Origin of the sequence: Stenotrophomonas maltophilia group sp. RY12688 (assembly GCF_052149045.1) — a bacterium.
GTDB classification, from domain to species: Bacteria; Pseudomonadota; Gammaproteobacteria; order Xanthomonadales; family Xanthomonadaceae; genus Stenotrophomonas; species Stenotrophomonas sepilia.
In genome coordinates this window covers 3,724,634-3,740,910 of the sequence record NZ_CP197389.1, presented here as the reverse complement: position 1 = coordinate 3,740,910, position 16,277 = coordinate 3,724,634, and the positions used below count along the sequence as shown (strand labels likewise).

Sequence of the window (16,277 nt, the reverse complement as noted above, 5' to 3'; positions counted from 1 at the left end):
GGCGACGAGGGCGGGCTGGTTTCAGCGCCGCGCTGGTGGAGGCGGTGGTGCCGGCGGTGGCGGAGCGGCCAGCGCCAGCCGCCACGAGGTGGCGTCCACCGGGACGGTGAGCTCGCGTTTGTCGCGGCGCAGCAACAGGTACACAGTCGGGGCACTGGAATGCCGCAGTGCATCGGCAAGATGCTCGATCCGCCGCACGGCCGTATCGTCCAAGCGCAGGATGCGGTCGCCGCTGCGCACGCCGAAGCGGGCTTCCGGACGCGCGGCGTCCACCCGTACCTGGCCCTCGGTCGAGCGGAGCGCCAGGCGGGCATCATCCTGGCGCCATTCCAGCGTCTGCGAGCTGCCACCGCCGGCCAGCGCCGGCAGTGGCAGCAGTGCCATCAACAGCATTCGGCAGGCACGCACCTCACGCGCCCCGCGTGGCGACTGCGGGCGGGACCGCTGCCGCGCGCCGGGCCGGCCCGAACACCGCGATCTGGCCCAGCACCCACAGCAGAAGCGCGCCCAGCGGCAGGTAGTACAGGGGCATGCGTGGCAGCTCGTAGAGGTTCATCAGTGCCAGGTTGATCGCGTAGGCTGCCAGCATGCCCAGCACGATGCCCAGCGAGGCCAGCAGGAAGTTCTCGGTCTGGAAGTAGCGCAGGATCTGGCCGCGGGTGGCACCGAGTGCGCGGCGGATGCCGATCTGCTTGCTGCGCTGCTGCACCCAGAAGCTGGCCAGGCCGATGATGCCCAGTGCGGTCACCACCAGCAGCGAGACGCTGACGGTGATCAGCAGGCCAACCATCGCGCGGTCGTTCTTGAAGAAGTCCTTGCGCTGGTCTTCATAGGTCAGCTTGTCGCGCATCAGCCGGTTGGGGTCATTGCGCTCCAGTACAGCAGCCCCCGCATCAAGCACCTCCTGGCGGCGTTCCGGCGAAGTGCGCAGCACATAGGTGCCACCCTCGTCGAAGGTGCGCCGCATGGGCAGCAGCATGGAGTTCGTCCAGTTGTCATTCCAGCCGTTGGGCGTGCTCAGCGTGTCGACGATGCCGACCACATGCAGCGGCTGCTTGCCCATGTAGTAGGTCTTGCCCAGCGCGCTGCCGTTGGGTTCCATCTTGGCGGCGGTGGCCTGGGTGAGGATGACCGGGATGGCGTTTTCCTTGGCGCCCCCCTTGCTGGCGTCTTCGAAGTTCTGGTACTCGCCGGGCAGGAAATCGCGGCCGGCGATCAGGTTGATGCCCATCGTGGCCAGCCCGTTCTCGGACAGGGTGTACATCGAGGCGTTGGTGGTCGGCCGTTCCTGGTCGATCTCCCGCGAGATGCTGCTGCTGGACGAGCCGTTGCGGAAAGGCACCTGGTTGATGATGGTGACGTTGCTGACGCCGGGAAGCGCACGCAATGACGCCAGGTCCTCACGGGTGCGGGCCATGGCATCGGTCTGCTTGCCGATGCCGCTGACGCGGAGCATCACCAGTTCGTTCTCGGCGATGCCGCTGGGCATGCTGATCTTCTCCACGCGCTGGCTGACCAGGAACAGCGCGTTGCAGACGATGGCGCAGGTCAGTGCGACTTCCAGCACGATCAGGGCAGCGGCAGTCTTGTGCCGGCGCAGCGTGCTGAGGATGGGGCGGATGTCCATGGGAGTCCTCGTTCGGGTGCTTACTGCGACTTGAGCTGGATGGCCGGAGTGACCTGCATGGCGCGCCAGGCAGGCAGGAAACCGGCGGCAAGGCTGGCGAACAGGGTCAAGCCCAGCGCAAGCAGCAGCATGTTGCCGTCCAGGTGGGCCAGCTTTGCGTACTCCACCGGTTGCTGGCGCACCGCGAACAGGCCCAGCAGGGCCAGGCCGATGCCCAGCACGCCCCCGACCACGCCGACCGCGCCGGCTTCCACCAGGCACTGCAGGAAGATCTGGCCACGGCTGGCACCGAGTGCGCGGCGCACGCCGATCTCACCACTGCGGCGCAGGAACTTGGCCAGCAGCAGGCCCACCGTGTTGACCAGGCAGACCCCCAGGAAACCCAGTGCCAGCCACAGCTGCAGGCGCACATCGCTGGGCACCGCGCCGTTGAAGTCCAGCCATTCCATCACGGTGCGCAGGCGCACGTTCGGCGGGTGCTTGAAGCGGCCGGCCTGGCGCTGCTGGCTCGAATAGTTCTCCAGGTAGCGGCGGTAGTCGGCGGCCTTGACCGGGTCCATCTCCACCCAGTACTGCAGCCACGCGCACGGCGCATTGAGCGAGTAGCTGTTGCCGTCGGGATTTTCGCCGAAGCAGTTCATGTTGCCGTTGCTGCCCAGTTTCAGGTCGAAGGACGTGGAAATCGGCAGCAGCAGGTCCTCGTTCTTGCCGTAGCTGCCGGTGGTCAGGTCGTAGAAGTGCGGTTCCGGGCTCCACTCCTTCATCACGCCGACGATGCGGTAGCTCTGGCCTTCCATGCGCAGGTCGCGGCCTACGCTGTTGGCGCCCTGGTAAAGCTTGTCGTTGAGCGCCTTGGAGATGACCACCACGCGTGCGCGGCCTTCGTCGTCCTCGCGCGTCCACGGGCGGCCGTACTGCATGGGCACCTCGAACATCGGGAAGAAATCGGCCGAGGTCCAGCGGGTGTCGATGCTGAAGGGCTTGAGGGTGCTGTTGTCCGGTTCGATGGTGCCGCCGCCGCCGCTCATCAGCGCCTGGCGCTCGCCCTTGGCTTCGCGCAGCAGGGCTTCACCGTCGAAGCGGGTCAACTGTGTTTCCGGCTCCTCGCCCGCGACATAGGCGCCGGTCGCGGCATCGAGCTGCACATAGAACAGCCGGTCACTCTTGCCGGGGATCGGGTCGCCGGACAGCACGTGGAACACGGTCAGGGTGGTCATCGAGGCACCGATGCCGAGGGCGATGGCTACCACCATCAGCGCAGTCAGGACCTTGTTGCGGCGGAAACTGCGTACCGCCAATCGGGCGTAGTAGGCGAACATGGGAATGCCCTCACTCGTTGACGGCGACGATGTGGCGCGGCGTGGCCAGCACCGGCTCGCGCACCAGGTCGGTGACCTGGCCGTCGACGATGTGCACGTTGCGCTGCGCACGCGCGGCCAGTTCCGGGTCGTGGGTGACCATTACGATGGTGGTGCCGGCGGCATTGATCTCCTCCAGCAGTTCCATCACGCCACGCGCCATCTGCGTATCCAGGTTGCCGGTCGGTTCGTCGGCCAGCAGCAGGCGCGGGCTGCCGGCCAGTGCACGCGCGATCGCCGCACGCTGCTGCTGACCGCCGGACAGCTCGTTCGGGTAGTGCTTCATGCGCGAGCCCAGGCCGACCTGGGTCAGCGCCTTCTCGATGCGTTCGCGGCGTTCGTTGGCGCTCATCTTCCGATAGCGCAGCGGCACGTCGACGTTGTCGAACAGGTTGAGGTCGGGGATCAGGTTGAAGCCCTGGAAGATGAAGCCGATCTTCTGGTTGCGCAGGCGGCTGCGGGCGTCATCGCCCAGCGTGCTCACATCCTGCCCGTCCAGCATGTAGGTACCGCTGGTGAAGGTTTCCAGCAGGCCGGCGATGTTGAGGAAGGTGGTCTTGCCGGAACCGGACGGACCGGTGACGGCGACGAACTCGCCTTCCTTGACCTGCAGTTCCAGGGAGCGCAACGCGTGGGTTTCCACCTGTTCGGTGCGGAAGACCTTGGCGACCGAACGCATTTCGAGCATGTACATGGGGTGTCCTCTCTCCAGGATTCAGGTATCAGTTGACGGAGACGCGTTCGGCGTCCTTGAACAGGTCGCTGCCGGAGACCACGATGCGGTCGCCCGGCTGCACACCCGACTTGATTTCCACTTCGCCCAGGCTGCTGACGCCCAGTTCCACCGGGCGGCGCACGGCGGTGCGGCCATCCATCACGTAGGCCATGCCGTTGCCCTGTTCGACGAACGGGCCGCGCTCGACCTTCAGCACGTTCTTGCGGGTATCGAGCAGCACGCGCACCGACATCCGCTGGCTCTGGCGCAGGCCTTCCGGCTGCGCGCTGGCGAAGCGCACGCGGGCGTTGACCTCGCCGTTGACGACTTCCGGTGATACCGCGCTGATCTCGCCCGGGAACGGCTGGCCGTTGCCGCCGGTCAGCTGGGCCGGCATGCCGATCGCCAGGTCGCGGGCGAAGCTCTCCGGCACCTTGATCTCGACCTCGAACTTGGACAGGTCGACCACGCCCAGCACCGGCGCGTTGGCGGCCAGGTTGGTGGACTGCACCGCCTGGACCTGGCCGACCTGGCCATCGAACGGGGCGCGCAGGGTCAGTGCATCGACCTGGCGTTGCACTTCGGCCACCACGGCCTTCTGGCGGTCGGCCAGCAGGCGCTTGTTGCGGGCATCCAGGTCGGCGCCCTGGCTCTGCAGGCGCGCGTCGGTGGTGGCGTTGGCCAGGGTGATGTCGGCCTTCTTCAGCGAGTCCTTCGCCTTGGCCAGGTCGATCTGCGGCACCGCACCGCCGTCGTAGCCGCGCTGGTAGCGCTGCAGGTCGCGGTCGGCGGCCTGGCGTTCGATGGTGGCCTGGTCGGTTTCCTTGCGTGACTTGGCACGGGCCAGGGTCGCGTCCAGCGCGGCGCGGCTGGCCTCGGCTTCCAGGCCGGCCAGCGTTGCCTGTTCCTGGGCCAGCTTGCTGCGCAGTTCCGGGCTGTCGATGATCGCCAGCTCCTGGCCCTTCTTGACCACGTCACCGGCGACGACCTTCAGGTCCACGGTACCGGCCGAGATCGCGTACAGGATCGGGCTGTTGGCGGCGATCACGCGGCCGTCGGCAGCGATGTCACGGACCAGGTCGCCCCGCTTCACCTCGGCGATGCGCACGCGGCTGCTGTCGAAGGAGCGGCTGGCATTGGACCAGGCATGGACCGCCCAGCCGATGCCGGCGAGCAGCGCAATGGCGCCCAGCGCCAGCCAGCGGTAGCGATGCCAGCTGGCGCGGGTGGTGCCGGCCGGGGCGGAGGAAACGATCTGGTCCTGTGCGGAAGTGTCGCGGATCATCGGGTGCGTGCCTGACGGTGGTAGCCAATACCAAGCACGTAGCGTGCCAACCTTATTTCCTTTCAGGTCAAGGGGTTGGGGATTTCGGGGGAGTGTCCGGGTGTCCGCGGACACCTTTCCGGACACTTTCATTAAGCGGACAGGAGGGGGAAGCCGGACACGCAGGCTAGAATGCGCCGATCGTCTCCAAGGAATCGCGTGACATGTGTGGAATCGTGGGCGCAATCGCTGATCGCGATGTGGTGCCGGTACTGATCGAAGGCCTGAAGCGGCTCGAGTACCGTGGTTACGACTCCTCGGGCATCGCAGTGATCGACCACGCCGAGCGCCCCGAAGTCCGTCGCGTCCGTCGTACCGGTCGAGTGTCGGAAATGGCCACGGCGGCCGAGGCCGAGGGCTTCAATGCGGTGCTGGGCATCGGCCACACCCGCTGGGCCACCCACGGCGGTGTCACCGAGGCCAATGCACATCCGCACATCAGCCACGGTGTGGCGCTGGTGCACAACGGCATCATCGAGAACCACGAAGAGCAGCGCGAGAAGCTGCGCGCGCTGGGCTACACGTTTGAATCGCAGACCGACACCGAGGTCATCGCGCACCTGATCCACCATCATCTGAAGGGCGGCGACGACCTGCTGGTGGCGCTGCAGCACACGGTGAAGGAGCTGACCGGTGCCTACGCGCTGGCCGTGGTCAGCCGCGCCGAGCCGGAGCGCTTCGTCTGCGCGCGCATGGGCTGCCCGCTGCTGGTCGGCCTGGGCGAGGGAGAGAACTTCGTCGCCTCCGACGTCTCGGCCGTGATCTCGGCCACGCGCAAGGTGATCTTCCTGGAAGAGGGCGACACCGCTGAGATCCGTCGCGACGGCGTGCGCATTTTCGATGAGCACGACCAGCCGGTCGAGCGCGACGTGCACCTGTCCGACGTGTCGCTGGCATCGCTGGAGCTGGGCCCGTACCGCCACTTCATGCAGAAGGAAATCCACGAGCAGCCGCGCGCGCTGGGCGACACCATCGAGGCGGCGATCGATGCCGGTGGTTTCCCGGCCGGGCTGTTCGGCAAGAACGCCGAAGCGGTGCTGTCGGGCATCGAAGGCGTGCAGATCATCGCCTGCGGCACCAGCTACTACTCGGGCCTGACCGCGCGCTACTGGATCGAAGCCATCGCCGGCCTGCCGTGCAGCGTGGAAATCGCCAGCGAGTACCGCTATCGCGCGGCCTACGCGAACCCCAAGCATCTGATCGTGACCATCTCGCAGTCCGGCGAAACGCTGGATACGATGGAAGCGCTGAAGTACGCCAAATCGTTGGGCCACCAGCACACGCTGTCGATCTGCAACGTGCCGGAAAGTGCGATCCCGCGCGCCAGCGAACTGGTCTGCTACACCCGCGCCGGCGCCGAGATCGGCGTGGCCTCGACCAAGGCCTTCACCACCCAGCTGGCCGCACTGTTCCAGCTGACCGTGGTGCTGGGCAAGCTGCATGGCCGCATCGACGCGGCGCAGGAAGCGGACTACCTGGAGCAGCTGCGCTTCCTGCCGGGCAGCGTGCAGCACGCCCTGAACATGGAGCCACAGATCGCCGCCTGGGCCGAGCGTTTCGCGCGCAAGAGCAGCGCATTGTTCCTGGGCCGCGGCCTGCATTACCCGATCGCGCTGGAAGGCGCGCTCAAGCTCAAGGAAATCTCCTACATCCACGCCGAGGCCTACCCGGCCGGTGAGCTGAAGCATGGTCCGCTGGCGCTGGTGGACGAGGACATGCCGGTGGTGGTGATCGCGCCGAACGACAGCCTGCTGGAGAAGGTGAAGTCGAACATGCAGGAAGTGCGTGCGCGTGGTGGCGAGCTGTTCGTGTTCGCCGACCAGGACAGCAACTTCAACGCGTCCGAAGGCGTACATGTGATCCGCACGCCGCGCCATGCCGGCGTGCTCAGCCCGATCGTGCACACCATCCCGGTGCAGCTGCTGGCCTACCACACCGCGCTGGCACGCGGCACCGACGTGGACAAGCCGCGCAACCTGGCCAAGAGCGTGACGGTGGAGTAAGGCATTCCCGGAGCTGTGGGATGCTGCATGCGAAAGGGGCCTGCGAGGCCCCTTTCGTTTGTGCCGGACGCAGTACGAAGTGGGACAGCCTCCGGGCGTTCTGTCCGTCGTCGGCAGCAGGCAATCATTCTTTAATGCGCGAAGCCGCCTGTATTCAGCGGCGGTTTCAGCCACGGTGCCATTCTCTGGATCGTCAGTTGGTTCCCACGACGAACTGTCCTATCGATGCCGGTAGTGACCGAGGGTCGCAGTCGTAGAATCGATCTGGCCGAGGTTAGGGTTGAGCGATTGAACCCGCCTCGTTCGCGTTGCAGCACATCGTCTGCCGAGTGATTCCAAGCGGCAGACGGGTGCGCCAGACGTGCGCTGAAAGGTCTGTTCCCTGGGAGGGGGCGTATCGGAAGAGCACACTTTTTTGACTTCAGTGACCTGCACCAGGAAACAAGAATGAACGTCCGCGAACTCCTGCAATCCAAGAAAGAAGCTGTCATCACCATCGATGCCGAAGACACGATCGGTGCCGCCGCCCACAAGATGAGCGCGAACAGGATCGCTGCGCTGGTGGTGATGAAGGACGATGCCCCGGTCGGCATCATTTCCGAGAAGGACATCGTGCGCACCCTGGCCGACGACGGCCCGCAGGCCGGCCGCCGGGTGATTTCCAGCCTGCCGTCCACCGGTCTGGAGGGCATTGCGCCGGACGCCACGCTGAAACAGGCCATGTCATTGATGACGTACTCGCGGCGCCGTCACCTGATGGTCACTGAAGGCACCCGCCTGGTCGGCATCCTCAGCCTGGGCGATATCGTGAAGAACCTGCTGGGCGAGCTGGAACTGGAAAAGGCCGTGCTGCAGGACATCTACATGGCCGCCCACTGAGGGCCGCAGCGCTGGAAGCAGAGAAGCCGGGCATTGCCCGGCTTCTTCATTCACGGCGCCGGTGATATCAGAAAGTGACCTTCACCGAATCGGCGCTGTAGTTCGCCGGCCCGTGATAGACCACTTCGATGTTGTTGCCATCGGGGTCGAGCACGAAGGCGCCGTAGTAGCCCGGGTGGTAGGGGCGTTCGCCTGGCGCGCCATTGTCGGTACCGCCGGCGGCGATCGCGGCAGTGTGGAAGGCATCAACAGTTGCGCTGTCGCGCGCCTGGAAGGCGACATGGTGGCGGCCGGTCAACTGGCCGGCGGCGGCACGGCTGCTGGCGCTGGAAATGAACAGCTCGTCGGCCCAGAAGAAGTCTGGCCCTTCGCCGCCCAGTGGGATGCCGATCGTATCGAACACTGCCTGGTAGAAGCGGCGGCTGGCGGCCAGGTCACGCACCACCAGCTGGATGTGGTCGATCAGGCGGCCACGGTGCAGTTCCATCGTTTCCATACGAACCTCACAGAAAAAGGGGACGGAGGGGATTAAGTCGCTTCCAGCACAATAATGCCAGAAACGGCTTAATCCCCTTCGTCCCCTTTTCGGGGTCAGACGTTGGCGATGATCTCGACCCAGTAGCCGTCCGGGTCCTTGATGAAGGCCAGGTTCTTCATGCGGCCGTCGGTCAGGCGCTTCTGGAAGGTTACCCCGAGGTCCTCGAAGCGCTGGCAGGCCGCCTCGATGTCCGGCACCGACACGCAGATGTGGCCGAAGCCGCGCGGGTCGCTGTTGCCGTCGTGGTAGACCGCGCCGTCCTGGCTCTCGGTGCCGTGGTTGTGGGTCAGTTCCAGCACGCCCGGCAGGCCGGCCATCCACAGGCGGCGCTGGCTGTCATCTTCCGGAACCGCCACGCCAGCTGGGACGTAGGCCAGGAAGTACAGGCTGAACTGGGCTTCGGGAAAGTCGCGCTTGTCGATCAGCTGGTAGCCGAGCACGCGGGTGTAGAAGTCCAGCGAGGCGGTGATGTCCTTCACCCGCAGCATGGTGTGGTTGAACACGAAGCCGGTGGTTTCGGCCGGGGCCTGGGCGGCGACGCCGGGGACATCGCGCAGGGCGGGAATGGTCATGGGGGAGGTCCTTCAGACAGGGCCGTTGCCGGCCGGATGGGGGCATTCTACCGGCCAGCACCTGACGGTACCGCGACGTACAATGGCCGGATCGCACCGTTCCGTCCTGACAACGATTGCCCGCCATGTCGCAGCGTGAATGGGTGGCCGCCGCCATCCGCAAGATTGAAGCCGATTTCAACCGCTCCGCCGATACCCACCTGATCCCGCTGGCGCTGCCCGGGTTCGAGGGCATCGATGTGTACCTGAAGGATGAGTCGAGCCATCCCACCGGCAGCCTCAAGCACCGGCTGGCGCGCTCGCTGTTCCTGTATGCGCTGGCCAATGGCTGGCTGCGCGAAGGGCGACCGGTGATCGAGGCGTCCAGCGGCTCGACGGCGGTGTCCGAAGCCTATTTCGCGCGCCTGCTCGGCCTGCCGTTCATTGCAGTGATCCCGGCCACCACCTCGCCTGAAAAGATCGCCGCGATTGAGTTCCAAGGCGGCCGCTGCCATCTTGTCGAACGCGCCTGCGACCTCAACTGTGATTCGGAAAAGCTGGCCCGTGAAACCGGTGGCCACTTCATGGACCAGTTCACCTACGCTGAGCGCGCGACCGACTGGCGTGCCAACAACAACATCGCCGAGTCCATCTTCAAGCAGATGGCCGAAGAGCCCAGCCCGGTTCCGGAATGGATCGTGTGCAGCCCCGGCACCGGCGGTACCGCCGCCACCCTGGGCCGCTATGTCAGCTACCGCCGCCACGACACCCGCATCCTGTGCGCGGACCCGGAAGTGTCGGTGTTCGTCGACGGTTACCGGGCCGCCGTGGCCGGTGAACAGGACTGGCGCGACCTGACCTGCAGTGGTGGCTCGCGCGTGGAGGGCATCGGCCGGCCACGGGTGGAGCCGAGCTTCATCCCGACCAGCGTCGATGCGATGGTCAAGGTACCCGACGCGCTGAGCCTGGCCGCGATGCGCCATGTCAGCCGCCAGCTCGGCCGCCGCGTCGGTGGCTCCACCGGCACCAACTTCATCGGCGTGCTGCAGGCCGCGCAATGGATGCGCGAGGCGGGCCACCAGGGCAGCATCGTCAGCATCCTGTGCGACAGCGGCGAACGCTACGCGCAGAGCTATTACGACCCGGCGTGGTACCTGCGCCAGGGCATCGATGTCGACGGCGCCGATGCACAGCTGGCCGCGGCGGTGGCCGGGCAGGGGTTGCCCGAGCTGCCGTGGTGCAGCCTGGAAGCGCTGTAGCATGGACGACGCTCTCGCCGGGCCATGCCGGCGATGCCAGGGGGGCACCGCAGAGGCGTGCGTCGATTGGTAGAGTCGACTGTTAGTCGACTGCTCTACGTTCAGGTCGCGAAAATCCCGCGCTGCGCGCGAAAGTCGACTCTACCCGGTCGCCGGGGCGTCTCAATATCCCGCCGCGGTGAAGGCGTCGAGCACCGCGTCGCGCAGTGCATCGGGCAACGCCTCGATGTCCATCGCACGGTCATCCAGGTGCAGGGTGGGATCCAGGATGCTGGCGCGGCCCTGGGCCAATGCCTGCAACCACAGCAACACGCAGATCACGAACTCGCGCTCATGGCCCAGCTGCAGCTGGCTGGCGCCGCGCTCGACTACTTCGAACGGGTACCACTCCTGGCTTTCATTGAACGTGCCGCCCTGCTGCAGCACCGCCTGCAACTGCTGCAGGTGGCGCGGGGCGTCGTCGCCGGCATCGCACAGCGCGGCGATCCAGGCCAGTTCGGCCGCGCTGGCAGACAGTGCCAGCGACCGCGCCGGTGAGGCGGATGCAACTGCAGCCAGACCTTCCATGTGGGGCCTCGTTCGGTACGTGCCGCTGCGGACTCCCCCGCACCCAGAGCTTCGGGGGGCGCGCGTAAGGCCGATGTGAATACCGTGCCCCCTTGTCAGCGATGCCTGGCAGCGCCATATCTACCGGGCTGCCCGCCTGCCGGGCCCGTACTCTGGAGACCTGCCGTGACCGTTGCCAACCCCCTGCTCGATTTTTCCGGCCTGCCGCGCTTCGAGGCGATCCGCCCCGAGCACGTGGCGCCGGCGCTGGATGTGCTGCTGGCCGAGGCCGAAGCCGCCGTCAGCGCAGCCGAGCAGGTGCAGCCGGTCACCTGGCAGACCTTCGTGACCCCGCTGGACGATGCCACCGAGCGCCTGTGGCGCGCCTGGGGCCTGGTCGGCCACCTGCAGGGCGTGGTCAACACCCCGGAGCTGCGCGAGGCCTACAACAGCAACCTGCCGCGGGTGACCCGCTTCGCCAGTGTGCTGGGGCAGAACCTGGCGCTTTACCGCCAGTACCAGGCGCTGGCCGCCAGCCCGGAGGCGGCGCATTTCGATGAAGCCCAGCGCAAGGTGCTGGACAACACCCTGCGCGACTTCCGCCTGGGCGGCGCCGAGCTGGCGCCCGAGGCGCAGCAGCGTTTTGCTGCGATCAAGGAAGAACTGTCGGCGCTGTCGGCGAAGTTCTCGCAGAACGTGCTCGACGCTACCGATGCCTGGTCGCTGATCATCGAAGACGAAGCGCGGCTGAAGGGCCTGCCGGAAGACGTGAAGGCCGCCGCGCATGCCGCAGCACAGAAGGACGGCAAGGCCGGCTGGAAACTGACCCTGCAGATGCCGTGCTACCTGCCGGTGCAGACCTGGGGCGAGGACCGCGACCTTCGCGAGATCCTGTACCGCGCCAGCGCCCAGCGTGCGTCCGAATTCGGCGATGACGCACTGGACAACAGCGGCAACATCGACCGCATCCTTGCCCTGCGCGCCGAACTGGCTGCGTTGCTCGGCTTCGATTCGTACGGCCATTACTCGGTGGCGACCAAGATGGCGCAGGACCCGGCCGAAGTGCTCGGTTTCCTGCGTGACCTGGCCGCGCGCGCCAAGCCGTTCGCCGCCAGGGACCGCGCCGAGCTGGAGCAGTTCGCGCGCGAACAGCTCGGCATCGACAGCCTGCAGGCCTGGGACCTGGCCTTCGCCGCCGACCGCCTGAAGCAGGCGCGTTACAGCTATTCCGAGCAGGAGGTGAAGCAGTATTTCACCGAGCCGAAGGTACTGGGCGGCCTGTTCTCGGTGATCGAGCAGCTGTACGGCCTGCGCGTGCAGGAGGACAGCGCGCCGGTGTGGCACGAGGATGTGCGCTTCTTCCGGTTGGTCGATGCGCAGGGTGCGCTGGTTGGCCAGTTCTACCTGGACCTGTACGCCCGCGAGGGCAAGCGCGGCGGAGCGTGGATGGATGATTGCCGCAACCGTCGCGTGCGCACCGACGGCAGCGTGCAGACGCCGCTGGTCTACCTGGTGTGCAACTTCGGCCGCGGTGCCAACGGCAAGCCGGCCACCTTCAGCCACAACGAAGTGACCACGCTGTTCCATGAGATGGGCCACGGCCTGCACCAGCTCCTGACCCGCATCGGCGAACTGGGCGTCGCCGGCATCAACGGCGTGGAATGGGATGCGGTGGAGCTGCCCAGCCAGTTCATGGAGAACTTCTGCTGGGAATGGGATCACTTGCAGGCGATGACCGCGCACGTGGACAGCGGCGAGCCGCTGCCGCGCGCGCTGTACGAGCGCATGCTGGCCGCGCGCAACTTCCACAGCGGCATGGCCACCGTCCGCCAGCTGGAGTTCGGCCTGTTCGACATGCTGCTGCACAGCCAGTTCGAACCAGCGCAGGACAGCGTGCTGGCACTGTTGGACCGCGTGCGCGCGGAAGTGGCGGTGAACCACCCGCCGGCCTGGAACCGCTTCCCGCACCAGTTCAGCCACATCTTTGCGGGCGGTTACGCCGCGGGTTACTACAGCTACAAGTGGGCCGAGGTACTCAGCGCCGACGCCTATGCCGCTTTCGAGGAAGCGCCGCAGGCACTGGCTGAAACCGGTGCACGCTTCCGTGATGAGATCCTGTCGCGCGGTGGCAGCCGCCCGGCGGCGGACAACTTCAAGGCCTTCCGCGGCCGTGCTCCGCAGATCGATGCGCTGCTGCGCCACTCGGGCATGGCGTAAGGCGTCGGGTAGGTGCCAACCCCGGTTGGCACTTCACCGCCATCCACGCATGGCGTGGATCTACCGGAATGCCGGCCAGCGGCCGGCACTACCGGTGGCGGGTCATTCGGCGTAGATCATCTTCCGGGTCATGCCGCCGTCGACGATGAAATCCTGGCCGGTACTGAAACCGGACAGTGATGACAGCAGGTATACGGCCAACGCACCGATGTCCTCCGGCTGGCCGACGCGGCCGACCGGGTGTTGCGCATGGTCGGTGGCCGAATACTCCGGTGCGTGTCGCCGTGAGGGTGCCTGCCACTCGCAGGTGCCGATCCAGCCGGGACTGATGCTGTTCACCCGCACCGCCGGGCCGCTGCTGATCGCCAGCGCATGGGTGAAGCCCACCAGCCCGCCCTTGGCTGCGGCATAGGCTTCGCTGTGTGCTTCGGATTGCCAGGCGCGGGTCGAGGCGATGTTGATGATCGCACCGGCGGCGCTGGCGGTCAGCGCCGGCAACGCATGCTTGCTGCACAGGAACGCGCCGTGCAGCGAAGACAGCCGGCGCTGCCACTCGTCCCAGTCCATGTCCTGCAGCAGCGTGCCGTGCGGGCTGGCAATTCCCGCGTTGTTGACCAGCCCGTCGATGCGGCCGAAACGCTGCAGGGCCACGGCGATGAAGGCGCGCACGCTGGCTTCGTCGGTGATATCCAGGCGCTGGAACACGGCATCCTCACCACGCTGCCATTCCGCCAGGCACGCCTCGCCGGCCTCCATGTCGAGGTCGCCGATCAGCACGCGGCCACCGGCGCCGAGCACGGCCTGCGCGATGCCACGGCCGATGCCGTTGGCACCGCCGGTGACCAGCACCACCTTGCCCGACAGCGGCGCGGCCGGCCAAGCGGCAATCGGCGGTACCGTGCTCACGACAGGTCTTCGCCACGCAGGCGGCGATGCCAGCCGTCCACGCCGATGCGGTCCAGGGTCTGGATGTTGCGCTCGACGATCACATCCGGATCCGGATAGACGTCCACCGCGCGCGCCACGCTGTCTTCGCGCAGCAGGTGCAGGGTGGGGAAGGGCGCGCGGTTGGTGTAGTTGCTGGCGTCGTCGGCAGCCACGCCCTCGAACTGGTAATCCGGATGGAAGCTGGCCACCTGCAGGATGCCCTGCAGGTCCAGCGCCTCGATCGCCGCGTCGGCGTTGTCGAGGAAGTCGTTGTAGTCGAGGAAATCGGTCAGCACCTGCGGATGCACGATCAGCGTGGTATCGATCTGCTCGGCCGGCGTATCACGCAGCAGGACCAGTTCCTCGGCCAGCTGCTCAACCAGGGCTTCCGTCGTGGTCGCATCGCTGAGCACGATGCGGACCTGGTCCTTCACGTAGACCGCCTTGGCGAACGGGCACAGGTTCAGGCCGATGACGATGCGTTCCAGCCACAGGCGGGTGGCGGCGATCGGGTCCTCGGTGGGCAGTTGGGCGTCGGTCATGGCGGGCACGTCGGCTGGCGGGGCGGACATTGTAGGCTCGTCGCTTGCAACGCGCCGTCGTACCGCAGGTGCCGGCGCCGGGCCATGCCCGGCGGCCAGATCAATCGCGGAAATTGTTGAACTGCAGCGGCAACTCGAACTTGCCGGCCTTGAGCACGGCGATGGCGTCCTGCAGGTCGTCGCGCTTCTTGCCCTGCACGCGCAGCTTGTCGCCATTGATCTGGCTTTCAACCTTCAGCTTGGCTTCCTTCAGCGCAGCGGCGATCTTCTTGGCGATCTTCTGCTCGATGCCCTGCTTGACGGTGATCTTCTGCCGGGCCTGGGCCAGGTTGGTCTCGATGTCGCCGAACTCCAGGCTGAGCACATCGATGCCGCGCGCGGCCAGGCGTGCACGCAGGATGTCGTTCATCTGCTTGAGCTGGAATTCGGTCGGCGCGAACTGGTTGATCACATCGCCATCGCGTTCGAACTTGGCATCCACGCCCTTGAAATCGAAGCGGGTGGCCAGTTCGCGGTTGGCCTGGTCGATGGCGTTGGTCAGTTCGTGGGTGTCGACTTCGGACACGACGTCGAAGGAAGGCATGGGCGATGCTCCGCAGGATTCAGTGGCAGCCATTCTATCGCGAGGGCCCCATGCCCGCCGTTTGTAGAACCGAGCCCACGCTCGGCTGCTTTTTGAAGAGCGGCCGAGCTCTACAGAATGCGACGACCGGGCGATAATGGGCCATGAACGTGCAACGCTCCCCCTCTCGCGCGGTGGCCTGGATGGTCGCTGCGGTCGCCTGCTTCTCGCTGATGGATGCTGGCATGAAGCAGCTGTCGGCCAGCTACCCCACCCTGGAAGTAACCTTCCTGCGCGGCGCGGCCTCGTTGCCGTTCGTGCTGGTCTGGGTGCTGGCCAGCGCCGGGCCGCGTTCGCTGGTGCCGCGCCGCTGGGGGCTGCACCTGCTGCGTGGTGCGCTGGGCATGGCGATGATCGGCTGCTTCGTGTTCGCCCTGCGCGACCTGCCGTTGTCCACTGCCTACACCATCTATTTCGTGGCCCCGCTGCTGATCGCCGCATTGTCGGTGCCGCTGCTGGGCGAGCGGGTCGGGCCACGGCGCTGGGTCGCCATCGGGATTGGCCTGGTCGGCGTGCTGGTGGTGCTGCGGCCGGGCGTCGATGGCTTCATCTCGGTGCCGGGGCTGATGGTGCTGGCCGCGGCCACCGCCTATGCCATTGCGGCGATCACGGTCAGCCTGCTGACCCGCACCGATACCTCGCAGTCGATGGTGGTCTGGTTCCTGGTGATCATGGCCATCGGTGCCGGCCTGCTGGCCCTACCCGGCTGGGTGCCGCTGCAGCTGGCACATGCGCCGCTGATCGGTGGCATGGGCCTGGCCGGGGCGCTGGGCCAGATCGCCCTGACCAGGGCCTTCCAGCTGGGCGAGGCCTCGATGATCGCGCCGTTGGAGTACAGCGGGCTGGTCTGGGTGATCGGTTGGGACCTGGCCTTCTGGGGCCAGCTGCCCGATGGCTATACCTGGGTGGGCGCGGCGATCATCGTGGCTTCGGGGCTTTACCTGCTGCACCGCGAGCGGGTCAACCGGCAGGAACCACCGAAGCCGCTGGATCATCCCTGAACCGGTTTGGCCGGGAAGCGGGGTCAGAGCCCCTGCGGGGATCCGACCCCGGAACCCGCGCCGGAGCAGGTACGTTAGAACCAAAAGGAATAACATTCTGGCCCATGGCGCGGGCGCGCGACCGCCTGCGCTGGTAGGCTGCACGCCCCCTTCCGTCACCCAGCCGGT

General features: G+C 66.6%; 16 protein-coding genes. 5 read left to right on the top strand and 11 right to left on the bottom strand.

All coding sequences use genetic code 11. The annotated features are described in order from the left end of the window. Positions 1-21 precede the first annotated feature (21 nt). The 5 genes from ACS0OT_RS17325 to ACS0OT_RS17305 are packed head-to-tail and all read right to left on the bottom strand — an operon-like array spanning position 22 to position 4,985. Positions 22-393 (bottom strand): PDZ domain-containing protein, encoded by a 372-nt coding sequence (locus tag ACS0OT_RS17325; protein ID WP_065178013.1) that lies wholly within the window; start codon positions 391-393, stop codon positions 22-24. A 16-nt stretch (positions 394-409) separates the two neighbouring features. After that, positions 410-1,627: an ABC transporter permease gene (locus ACS0OT_RS17320; protein WP_005419491.1), complete on the bottom strand. Its 1,218-nt coding sequence runs from the start codon at positions 1,625-1,627 to the stop codon at positions 410-412. A gap of 20 nt (positions 1,628-1,647) precedes the next feature. Continuing rightward, the gene (locus tag ACS0OT_RS17315) at positions 1,648-2,946 is read right to left on the bottom strand and encodes an ABC transporter permease (RefSeq protein ID WP_442255914.1); all 1,299 of its coding nucleotides are present in this window, start codon (positions 2,944-2,946) and stop codon (positions 1,648-1,650) included. 10 nt (positions 2,947-2,956) lie between these two features. Beyond that, the gene (locus tag ACS0OT_RS17310; RefSeq protein ID WP_005419487.1) at positions 2,957-3,679 is read right to left on the bottom strand and encodes an ABC transporter ATP-binding protein; all 723 of its coding nucleotides are present in this window, start codon (positions 3,677-3,679) and stop codon (positions 2,957-2,959) included. A 28-nt stretch (positions 3,680-3,707) separates the two neighbouring features. Then, positions 3,708-4,985, bottom strand: a complete 1,278-nt coding sequence (locus ACS0OT_RS17305; RefSeq protein WP_235646109.1) for an efflux RND transporter periplasmic adaptor subunit — start codon at positions 4,983-4,985, stop codon at positions 3,708-3,710. Between the two features lie 203 nt (positions 4,986-5,188). Here ACS0OT_RS17305 and glmS point away from each other — a divergent pair, with 203 nt between their 5' ends. Beyond that, positions 5,189-7,027 (top strand): glutamine--fructose-6-phosphate transaminase (isomerizing), encoded by a 1,839-nt coding sequence (glmS, locus tag ACS0OT_RS17300; RefSeq protein WP_065186214.1) that lies wholly within the window; start codon positions 5,189-5,191, stop codon positions 7,025-7,027. Between the two features lie 447 nt (positions 7,028-7,474). After that, positions 7,475-7,906, top strand: coding sequence for a CBS domain-containing protein (locus tag ACS0OT_RS17295; protein ID WP_033834978.1), 432 nt, complete (start codon positions 7,475-7,477; stop codon positions 7,904-7,906). Between the two features lie 67 nt (positions 7,907-7,973). On the opposite strand, the gene ACS0OT_RS17290 is transcribed toward ACS0OT_RS17295, so the two are convergent. Both ACS0OT_RS17290 and gloA read right to left on the bottom strand, forming a co-directional pair. After that, on the bottom strand, positions 7,974-8,402 hold the full coding sequence (locus tag ACS0OT_RS17290) for a VOC family protein (RefSeq protein WP_065186215.1): 429 nt from the start codon (positions 8,400-8,402) through the stop codon (positions 7,974-7,976). 95 nt (positions 8,403-8,497) lie between these two features. Then, a complete protein-coding gene (gloA, locus tag ACS0OT_RS17285; protein WP_033834977.1) occupies positions 8,498-9,016 on the bottom strand; it encodes a lactoylglutathione lyase in 519 nt (172 codons plus the stop codon). Between the two features lie 125 nt (positions 9,017-9,141). Here gloA and ACS0OT_RS17280 point away from each other — a divergent pair, with 125 nt between their 5' ends. Continuing rightward, positions 9,142-10,254: a PLP-dependent cysteine synthase family protein gene (locus tag ACS0OT_RS17280; protein ID WP_442255913.1), complete on the top strand. Its 1,113-nt coding sequence runs from the start codon at positions 9,142-9,144 to the stop codon at positions 10,252-10,254. A 162-nt stretch (positions 10,255-10,416) separates the two neighbouring features. Here the strand turns inward: ACS0OT_RS17280 and ACS0OT_RS17275 are convergent, their stop codons facing one another. Then, positions 10,417-10,821 (bottom strand): hypothetical protein, encoded by a 405-nt coding sequence (locus ACS0OT_RS17275; RefSeq protein WP_005419475.1) that lies wholly within the window; start codon positions 10,819-10,821, stop codon positions 10,417-10,419. 165 nt (positions 10,822-10,986) lie between these two features. Here ACS0OT_RS17275 and ACS0OT_RS17270 point away from each other — a divergent pair, with 165 nt between their 5' ends. Further along, on the top strand, positions 10,987-13,017 hold the full coding sequence (locus ACS0OT_RS17270) for a M3 family metallopeptidase (RefSeq protein ID WP_033835682.1): 2,031 nt from the start codon (positions 10,987-10,989) through the stop codon (positions 13,015-13,017). Positions 13,018-13,119: 102 nt separating this feature from the next. Here the strand turns inward: ACS0OT_RS17270 and ACS0OT_RS17265 are convergent, their stop codons facing one another. From ACS0OT_RS17265 to ACS0OT_RS17255, 3 genes are all read right to left on the bottom strand, one after another. Beyond that, positions 13,120-13,923, bottom strand: a complete 804-nt coding sequence (locus ACS0OT_RS17265) for an SDR family oxidoreductase (protein ID WP_005419471.1) — start codon at positions 13,921-13,923, stop codon at positions 13,120-13,122. After that, complete coding sequence (locus ACS0OT_RS17260) at positions 13,920-14,486, bottom strand: DUF1415 domain-containing protein (RefSeq protein WP_033834530.1); 567 nt, start codon at positions 14,484-14,486, stop codon at positions 13,920-13,922. The genes ACS0OT_RS17265 and ACS0OT_RS17260 overlap by 4 nt, the downstream gene beginning before the upstream one ends. A 100-nt stretch (positions 14,487-14,586) precedes the next feature. Beyond that, on the bottom strand, positions 14,587-15,069 hold the full coding sequence (locus tag ACS0OT_RS17255) for a YajQ family cyclic di-GMP-binding protein (protein WP_005419468.1): 483 nt from the start codon (positions 15,067-15,069) through the stop codon (positions 14,587-14,589). A 143-nt stretch (positions 15,070-15,212) separates the two neighbouring features. On the opposite strand from ACS0OT_RS17255, the gene ACS0OT_RS17250 reads away from it, so the two are divergent. Then, positions 15,213-16,109 carry a DMT family transporter gene (locus ACS0OT_RS17250; RefSeq protein WP_005419466.1) on the top strand — a complete coding sequence of 299 codons (897 nt, stop codon included), beginning with the start codon at positions 15,213-15,215 and terminating at the stop codon, positions 16,107-16,109. Positions 16,110-16,277 lie beyond the last annotated feature (168 nt).

Bases quoted from the DNA above. Each gene is read 5' to 3' on its own strand.
- ACS0OT_RS17250 (WP_005419466.1), top strand. From the start codon at position 15,213: ATGAACGTGCAACGCTCCCCCTCTCGCGCGGTGGCCTGGATGGTCGCT.
- ACS0OT_RS17260 (WP_033834530.1), bottom strand. From the start codon at position 14,486: ATGACCGACGCCCAACTGCCCACCGAGGACCCGATCGCCGCCACCCGC.
- glmS (WP_065186214.1), top strand. From the start codon at position 5,189: ATGTGTGGAATCGTGGGCGCAATCGCTGATCGCGATGTGGTGCCGGTA.
- ACS0OT_RS17305 (WP_235646109.1), bottom strand. From the start codon at position 4,985: ATGATCCGCGACACTTCCGCACAGGACCAGATCGTTTCCTCCGCCCCG.
- ACS0OT_RS17325 (WP_065178013.1), bottom strand. From the start codon at position 393: ATGCTGTTGATGGCACTGCTGCCACTGCCGGCGCTGGCCGGCGGTGGC.
- ACS0OT_RS17315 (WP_442255914.1), bottom strand. From the start codon at position 2,946: ATGTTCGCCTACTACGCCCGATTGGCGGTACGCAGTTTCCGCCGCAAC.
- ACS0OT_RS17275 (WP_005419475.1), bottom strand. From the start codon at position 10,821: ATGGAAGGTCTGGCTGCAGTTGCATCCGCCTCACCGGCGCGGTCGCTG.
- ACS0OT_RS17310 (WP_005419487.1), bottom strand. From the start codon at position 3,679: ATGTACATGCTCGAAATGCGTTCGGTCGCCAAGGTCTTCCGCACCGAA.
- ACS0OT_RS17280 (WP_442255913.1), top strand. From the start codon at position 9,142: ATGTCGCAGCGTGAATGGGTGGCCGCCGCCATCCGCAAGATTGAAGCC.
- ACS0OT_RS17320 (WP_005419491.1), bottom strand. From the start codon at position 1,627: ATGGACATCCGCCCCATCCTCAGCACGCTGCGCCGGCACAAGACTGCC.
- ACS0OT_RS17255 (WP_005419468.1), bottom strand. From the start codon at position 15,069: ATGCCTTCCTTCGACGTCGTGTCCGAAGTCGACACCCACGAACTGACC.
- ACS0OT_RS17290 (WP_065186215.1), bottom strand. From the start codon at position 8,402: ATGGAAACGATGGAACTGCACCGTGGCCGCCTGATCGACCACATCCAG.
- gloA (WP_033834977.1), bottom strand. From the start codon at position 9,016: ATGACCATTCCCGCCCTGCGCGATGTCCCCGGCGTCGCCGCCCAGGCC.
- ACS0OT_RS17295 (WP_033834978.1), top strand. From the start codon at position 7,475: ATGAACGTCCGCGAACTCCTGCAATCCAAGAAAGAAGCTGTCATCACC.